This window comes from Bacillus cereus group sp. Bc031 (assembly GCF_027716265.1).
Taxonomy (GTDB): domain Bacteria; phylum Bacillota; class Bacilli; order Bacillales; family Bacillaceae_G; genus Bacillus_A; species Bacillus_A paranthracis.
Genome location: NZ_JAQFUL010000137.1, coordinates 1 through 7,719 on the forward strand (window position 1 = coordinate 1; position 7,719 = coordinate 7,719).

Sequence of the window (7,719 nt, forward strand, 5' to 3'; positions counted from 1 at the left end):
AAAAGTACATTACGTGTTTTTTAGTTTGTTTGAACGAAAGTTCATTTTGTTTTCGTTCTTAAGTTGATGGGCATGGGTTAGACTATGCAACTGGTGGAACTGGGAAAGTAGATGGGAAAAAGATTAAGTTTGTTGTAGAAGATACAGAAACGAAAGCGGATGTAGCAGTTAAAAAAGCTACGAAGTTATTAGAAGAAGAGAAAGTTGATTTTTTAGTTGGATCGTCTAGTTCAAGTGATACATTAGCGGTTTTACCATTAGCTGAAGAATATGAAAAGATTATGGTTGTAGAACCGGCAGTTGCGGATAGTATTACGGGGAAGAACTGGAATAAATATATTTTTAGAACTGGAAGAAGTTCCTCACAAGATGCGATTGCAGGAGCAGCAGCAATTGCGAAAAAAGATGTAAAGATTGCGACATTTGCCCCAGATAACGCTTTTGGTCGTGAAGGGATTGCTGCATTTAAAGCGGGTGCGAAAAAATTAGGTGCGAACATTGTGAATGAGCAATACGCGGATACAAATTCAACAGATTTTACAGCAAATATTCAAAATATCATTAGCTCAAAACCAGACTATTTATTTATCGTTTGGGCAGGGGCAAACTCACCTTGGAAACAGTTAAAAGATATGAATGTGGAAGCGTAAGGTATTAAAATTTCTACAGGTGCACCAGATATACCAGCATTAAAAACGATGGATGCATTAGTAGGAATGCAAGGTTTTTCTGTTTATTATCATACACTCCCGAAAAATAAGGTGAATGATTGGTTAGTGGAAGAACATAAAAAACGATTTAATGGTGCGGTACCAGATTTATTTACAGCAGGGGGAATGTCAGCGGCAATTTCAATTGTAGAAGCTTTAAAGAAAACAAAAGGTGATACAGATGTAGATACATTAATTAAGAAAATGGAAGGAATGGAATTTGATACGCCGAAAGGAAAGATGAAATTTAGAGAGAAGGATCATCAAGCGATGCAGACGCTGTATTCTATCACATTGAAAAAACAAGATGGTGTTGATTATCCGGTGCCAGTGTTAGAGCGAGAATTAACGATGAAAGAAACAGAACCACCAGTTCAAAATAAATAGACTGAATTTTCTGTTGATTTTGTATGAAGAGGGGCACATCCTCTTTATCCCGCTTTAATGGGTCGGGCTGCCCATTAAAGTCCGATTGGTGAGGGCTGATAATCAGTGGGGAATGAAGAAAACCCCCACTGATTAAAGTTTCACTTTATACGTATTTCTTTCATACTGAAAGCTTTAAAGGGAGGGATTTCGTGACACATTTGCTAGAAACGAAAAATCTTAGCGTATCTTTTGGGGAGCATCATGTTATTAAAGATGTGAATGTAACTGTACAAAAAGGAAAACTCATTTCTATTATCGGACCAAATGGTGCGGGTAAGACAACATTATTTAATTTACTAAGTGGACAGATTTCACCCACAACAGGTGAAGTGTATTTTAAAGGGCAAGATATTACAAAACTATCGATTTCAGATCGAACACGCTTAGGAATCGGTCGCTCTTTTCAGCTTACAAACATATTCCCAGAATTAACGGTACTTGAAAATGTCCGTTTAAGTGTTCAATCATTCGTACAAGATTACTATAGTTTTTTCCCGAGTCCAGCAAAATTAAAGCAACAAGTTGGAGAGGCGAGACGTTTCTTAAAAACAGTATTACTTCAGGAGAAAGAGCATGTATTAGCGAAAGATTTGGCACATGGAGAGAAAAGAAAGCTAGAACTTGCGATGTTATTAGCTTTAAAAACAGATGTGTTATTACTTGATGAGCCGACGGCAGGTATTTCGGTTGAGGAAGTCCCAGCTATACTACAAGTGATTGAAAATATTAAGAAACATCCAGAGAGTACAATTGTACTTATTGAACACAAAATGGATATGGTACTAGGTTTGTCAGACCATCTAATCGTTTTATTTCATGGAGAGTTATTGGCTGAAGGTTTACCCGAAGAAATTATGAAAGATGAGCGTGTACAAAGTGCTTATTTAGGGGGATTATATAGTGGCACTATTACAAGTGAATAATATAGAGACGTATTTAGATCAGTTTCATATTTTACAAGGGGTATCTCTTGCTGTTGAAAAAGGAACGATTACTTTACTGTTTGGAAGAAATGGGGCAGGGAAGACTACGACATTACGTTCGGTTATGGGATTTCATCATATCGCACATGGTGAAATTTATTACGATCGTACACAAGTAAATGGATTATCTACACATTTAATTTCAAGGAAAGGAATAGGGTATGTACCAGAAAATCAAGGTATTTTTCACGATCTGACAGTAGAAGAAACATTCGCTCTTGCTAGAGGTAAGGGTGAAGAAGCGGAAGAAAAAATAGAATGGATGCTTGAACTATTTCCAGATTTAAAGCAATTTTGGCACAAAAAAAGCGGACTCCTAAGCGGGGGACAAAAGCAAATGTTAGCAATTTCAAGAGCATTTATTAATAGCGATGGTTTACTACTTATTGATGAGCCGAGTAAAGGCTTGTCCCCCATTATGATAGAAAAATTAATGATAGCTATTTTGAAAATGAAGGAGAAAACAACAGTTTTACTCGTTGAACAAAATTTTATGATGGCTAGTCAAATTGGTGATTATTTTTATATTATGGATAACGGAAAAATTGTTCATAACGGTTTTATGCATGAATTAAAAGAGGATAAGGAAATGTGTCACAAATATTTAGGAATCTCTTAACATGAATCCGGGGTGAGAAGGATGGATGTGTTAATCAATTTATTTGTAAATGGGATTTCAACAGGGATGCTCATTTTTTTATTAGCGTCAGGTCTTTCGCTTATTTTCGGTTTAATGAGTGTTCTAAACTTCGCACATGGTGGTTTATTTGCGTGGGGAGCGTTTACAGGTGTTTGGCTATTTAATATGACAGGTAGTTACGTATTAGCTTTAATTGGAGCAATAGCTATGGGAATGTTCCTTGGATTCATTTTAGAAAGATTCCTTATTAGACCGGTATATGGAAATCACGTTCGCCAGCTTCTTGTTACGCTTGGAGGAATGCTTGTACTTAGTGAATGTATTAAAGTATTTTGGGGACCGAATCCAATTGGTGCAAAGTTACCGTTATGGCTACAAGGAAGTTTTACATTTGGAGGCGTTATATTAATTAAATATCGTCTATTCGTTATCATAATTGGGGTTATCATATACATTGCATTATTATTATTGCTCAAAAAAACAAAGATAGGTCTTATGATACGCGCAGGCGTAATGGATAAAGAGATGGTTCAAGCGCTTGGTATTAACGTAAAAGTGATATTTTCTTTCGTCTTTTTATTAGGAGCAGGGATGGCAGCGTTGGGAGGGTTCTTATTAGCACCGTATTCAGGCGTTATTTTCGCAGAAATGGGTATGCAGTATGCGATTTTAGCTTTCATAGTAGTAATCATTGGAGGATTAGGAAGCGTACAAGGTTCAGCAATTGCTTCTTTAATTGTCGGATTAGCTGGTGCTTTTACAGCGTATTTTATACCAGATTTATCACTTGCAATCAATATGTTAATGCTACTGTTTTTCTTAATCGTGAAGCCAAATGGACTTGTTGGTGAAAAGGGGTGAAATGGTGAACAGTACATCAAATCGAATTAAAGTATACTTCGGAGTATGTATGCTCATTTGTTTAAGTGTATTTCCATTCGTAAATGATTCACGGAGCTTGTTAATTTTGTTCACTCAAATCTTCATCTTTGCTATTTTTGCAATGAGTTTTGATGTATTGCTTGGATATACAGGAATTGTATCGTTCGGCCATTGTATGTTCTTTGGAATCGGAGCATATGGCGTAGCACTTTTATTTGATCGACAAGGAGTATCCATAACGAACTTTTTAATAGGGATAGTAGCTGCAATTATCATTTCAGTCATTGTTAGTTATATAATTGGTTTGCTTTCTTTACGGCTGAAAAGTCATTTTTATGCAATGTTAACACTTGCTATTTCACAGTTGTTTTTCGTACTTGCTGAAAAATGGCGTGGGCTCACTCACGGAGGAGATGGTTTTACATTTGGTGTACCAGACGTATTTCGTGATCGTTTTATGTTTTATTATGTAACACTTATATGTTTACTTATCATTTTTGTTCTGTTACGTCTTTTTACCAAATCTTCTATTGGAAAAGTATTAAAGGCAATTTCACAAAACGAGCAACGTGTTGAAGCATTAGGATATAAAGTTCTTCATTATAAAATTATTGCTAGCATTGTTGCAGGAGTAGTAGCTGCAATTAGCGGTGGTTTATTTGTTATTACACTGCGCTTTGTTAATACAACTGTATTTTCAATTGAAATGACATTAAATGCATTATTGATGACGATGATTGGAGGCGTTGGAACGTTAATTGGAGCCATTGCAGGAGCTGGAATTATTGAATCCCTAAAATATTATTTATCAGAACTAGCTACAGAGTATCCGATCTTTGAACGATGGACGATTATTCTTGGTGTATTGTACATTATCGTATTGCTAGTTTTCCCGAAAGGATTAGTTGGCACGGTTAAGGGTTTGAAGAATATGAAACGGAATAAGAAGGAGAAAAGTGCAGAAGTGGAGCAAAATGTGTGAAAAATCAATTGTATAGAATATGAAAATCCCTCTTTTAGATTCGGAAAGGAGGGATTTTTATTGCTGTATGTAAATTTAGTTCTTTTATAAATATTATATTAATTAAATAGTTCATCAGGGATTTGTTTGAAAGAATTTTGGTTCGTAAAGAAATGAACAGCTAATTTCTCAATTGGAACATCTTCAATTGGTACTAATTTATCATTTTTAATTGGTAAAAAGGCTATTCCTTTTCCGTCCTGAATAAACTCTTCTATAAGCGAATAAGAATCTAATTGTTGAAGTTGGCGCTGAGATAAATTATTTTCTTTTAGAAATTGTATCGTCTTATTTCTAAAAGGGCACTTTTTGTCATTACTAACGAAGAAGAGTTCCTTTGAATAGTCAATGGTACGTGTTTCTTTCATTTTCAATAAGCCTATAGAAATTGAAGTAGTAAATACTTTTTTAAAAGCTGCGTCGGGATCATCCTCGTAAGTAATGACCATATCAACTTTTTGTTGCTGCAGTAATTTTTGCAAATGACTACTATTTTCTACATATATTTGATAATTCCTGAAATTTTCTTTAATGCGCTTGCTTACATAATTAGTCAAAATAGATTGTGACGTTGCGATTATATAAGAAGACCCACTTGTTTTAATTTTATTTTTTGCTTCTTCTACTAGCGTTAATATTTGATTTGTGTAGTCTAATAAAATGTCACCAGAAGGTAATAAAGAAACGCCTTTGTTATCTCTATGTAGTAAAGGTGTTTCTAACTCTTGTTCTAATTTTTTAATACGCTCAGTTACGTTCGGTTGAACATACCCTAACTCTTTCGCAGCTTTACTAATAGAACCTTCGCTAGCCACAGTTTTGAATATAATAAGATCATTTATTTCCATTTATCACAGCCCCTTATACGATATCATTATAAATGATACCAAACATAATTTATACCTATTTTACGTTAGTCAATCATCGGTTTATCATTGTGTATATAAGATGGAAAGTGAGTGATAAACATGATTGGAATGCAATATAAGGTCATTTTGCCGAAAGATTATGATATGGAGATTATTAAGAAAAGGGTAAAGGATAATGGGTATAAAACGGATGGTTTTCAAGACTTGAATTTTAAAGCTTATTTAATTACTGAGGCAGATAAGGACGGAAATTTCTATAACTGTTATGCACCTTTATATATTTGGAATGGTCATGAAGGAATGAACAAATTTATCTTTGAAGGGTATTACGATAATATTTTACAATCTTTTGGATGGCAACAAATAAATATAGGTGTTCCATTAGTTGTTAATGTAAAGGGTGATTTTAAGAAATGTAGATATGTTGTTGAATATGAAGGAAGTATTTCTCAAAGTGAATCATTGAGTGGGATTCAATCTATCATTGTGGATCAAAAGGTAGAAAATTGTTTAGGAAATGTAATAGTATATAATCCAGATAAATGGGGATATAGTAAGTTTAATTTTTATGAAGAAAAGCCTGATATGGTAACGAATAAAGGTACTACAGTATATGAGATTTTGCACATTTCACAATGATATTTTGTTGAATGCTAAATTAAGTAAAGGGGTGAAAATATATGCCTTTTGTGAACGTTTATTATCATGAAAATATATTAAATGAAGAAGAATTGAAAAAGATAGGTGAATGTATTCATCTTTCATTAATTAAATATTTTAACATCCCTGAAAATGATTTTTTTGAAATGTTTTTACCTTATCAACAAAATCATTTTTTATATGATCCATATTATTTATTAGAAAGGGGAGAAAAGAGAACAGAGAATATGATTTATGTTTCTATTACATGTGGACCGGGAAGAACGATAAAACAGAAACGCGATCTGTATCAGTCAATATCTTTGAGGGTTTCTGAATGTTCTAGTATAAAAAGTGCAGACATTTTTATTACACTTAACGAGACAGCCGCTGAAAATTGGTCGTTTGGTCAAGGATTGGCGCAATTGGTAAAAGTGAAGGGGGAGTGAAATGATGAATGAATCCATTGAATATTGTATTCAAGAGAAAATGAGAGAAAAGGCACCTGCATTTGCTCATTATAGTGAAAAAATATTGTTCGAGGAAGTGTGGCGAGATGACACTTTAACATTAAGAGAAAGGAGTTTATGTACAGTGTCGGTATTAATCAGTCTTGGTAATACAGAACAATTACCATTTCATTTGCGACTGGCCAAACAAAATGGAATTAAAGAAAATGAAATGATTGCATTAATAACACATATGGCTTTTTATGTTGGTTGGCCCAAAGCAGTAGGCGCTTTACATATAGCAATGAATGATATGGAAAGTTAAGAATAACGATAAGAAAGAATTCATGTTTAAATGAATTCTTTCTTATCGTTATTTATGTAATACTTTAATGAGATATTTTTCACGTTTTCTCTTGCTTTTTTATCACTTGCGTAGTAAAGTGATAGTAAGATTCACGATAGGAAGTGATCAAACATGCGTGATAATACGATAGGATCATTAATATGGTTACGTTTAATACGATTTACGAACCAAAGTAATCAGATGTCAAATGAGTTTTTAAAACGTTTTGATTTAACAACTGCTCAATTTGATGTGCTTTTGCAAATACGTACGTATCAACCACTAACACAAATGGAGTTAGCTGAAAAGGTAACTGTTACACAAGGCGGTATTTCTCGAATGTTAACGCGTCTTGAAAAAGAAGGATATATTGTACGAAAACAAGATTGGAAAACGAAAACAATTAGTCTGACAGAGCAAGGGGAAGCTGCCTTAGAGAAAGCATTGCCAGAGCAACTTGCATTTCAATCATCGTTTTTTGATGACGTATTAAATGAAGAGGAACAGAAAATGTTATACGAGCTAATGACAAAGGTTCATAAGCATAGTGAAAAAAAGAATTACCGCAAGAGTAATTTTTTTTACACTATCAATTGACTAATCAAGTGAAGTTATAGACAATAGGAAAATACATTTGACTTACAAACGTTTTTAAAAGAGAAACTAATAACACTTTATTAAAGACCTGCGGTAGTATGTCAACTGAAAAACAACAGAATTTTTAGTTATCAAAGTACTATTTATTTAAAAA

The 7,719-nt window shown here is 33.8% G+C and carries 9 protein-coding genes and 1 pseudogene; 9 read left to right on the forward strand and 1 reads right to left on the reverse strand.

What is annotated here, in order from left to right; translation table 11 throughout:
- Positions 1-74: 74 nt before the first annotated feature.
- The 5 genes and pseudogenes from PDQ33_RS27450 to PDQ33_RS27470 all read left to right on the forward strand — a co-directional run.
- Positions 75-1,097 (forward strand): annotated as a pseudogene (locus PDQ33_RS27450) (substrate-binding domain-containing protein); the annotation flags it as partial.
- 191 nt (positions 1,098-1,288) lie between these two features.
- Positions 1,289-2,062 carry an ABC transporter ATP-binding protein gene (locus PDQ33_RS27455; RefSeq protein WP_061131165.1) on the forward strand — a complete coding sequence of 258 codons (774 nt, stop codon included), beginning with the start codon at positions 1,289-1,291 and terminating at the stop codon, positions 2,060-2,062.
- The gene (locus tag PDQ33_RS27460) at positions 2,040-2,741 is read left to right on the forward strand and encodes a branched-chain amino acid ABC transporter ATP-binding protein (protein WP_270393943.1); all 702 of its coding nucleotides are present in this window, start codon (positions 2,040-2,042) and stop codon (positions 2,739-2,741) included. Before PDQ33_RS27455 ends, PDQ33_RS27460 begins: the two co-directional genes overlap by 23 nt.
- Positions 2,742-2,762: 21 nt before the next feature.
- Positions 2,763-3,623, forward strand: a complete 861-nt coding sequence (locus PDQ33_RS27465) for a branched-chain amino acid ABC transporter permease (RefSeq protein ID WP_270756999.1) — start codon at positions 2,763-2,765, stop codon at positions 3,621-3,623.
- A gap of 49 nt (positions 3,624-3,672) precedes the next feature.
- Positions 3,673-4,626 carry a branched-chain amino acid ABC transporter permease gene (locus PDQ33_RS27470; protein WP_061131175.1) on the forward strand — a complete coding sequence of 318 codons (954 nt, stop codon included), beginning with the start codon at positions 3,673-3,675 and terminating at the stop codon, positions 4,624-4,626.
- Between the two features lie 98 nt (positions 4,627-4,724).
- On the opposite strand, the gene PDQ33_RS27475 is transcribed toward PDQ33_RS27470, so the two are convergent.
- Positions 4,725-5,513, reverse strand: a complete 789-nt coding sequence (locus PDQ33_RS27475) for a LysR family transcriptional regulator (RefSeq protein ID WP_061131166.1) — start codon at positions 5,511-5,513, stop codon at positions 4,725-4,727.
- A gap of 120 nt (positions 5,514-5,633) precedes the next feature.
- On the opposite strand from PDQ33_RS27475, the gene PDQ33_RS27480 reads away from it, so the two are divergent.
- The 4 genes from PDQ33_RS27480 (at position 5,634) to PDQ33_RS27495 (ending at position 7,565) form a co-directional block, all read left to right on the forward strand.
- A complete protein-coding gene (locus PDQ33_RS27480) occupies positions 5,634-6,173 on the forward strand; it encodes a DUF4865 family protein (RefSeq protein ID WP_061131167.1) in 540 nt (179 codons plus the stop codon).
- Positions 6,174-6,214: 41 nt separating this feature from the next.
- Positions 6,215-6,622 (forward strand): tautomerase family protein, encoded by a 408-nt coding sequence (locus PDQ33_RS27485; protein ID WP_061131168.1) that lies wholly within the window; start codon positions 6,215-6,217, stop codon positions 6,620-6,622.
- Between the two features lies 1 nt (position 6,623).
- Positions 6,624-6,947: a carboxymuconolactone decarboxylase family protein gene (locus tag PDQ33_RS27490; protein ID WP_000980847.1), complete on the forward strand. Its 324-nt coding sequence runs from the start codon at positions 6,624-6,626 to the stop codon at positions 6,945-6,947.
- Positions 6,948-7,100: 153 nt separating this feature from the next.
- Positions 7,101-7,565 (forward strand): MarR family winged helix-turn-helix transcriptional regulator, encoded by a 465-nt coding sequence (locus tag PDQ33_RS27495; protein ID WP_270756997.1) that lies wholly within the window; start codon positions 7,101-7,103, stop codon positions 7,563-7,565.
- The last annotated feature ends 154 nt before the right edge of the window (positions 7,566-7,719 follow it).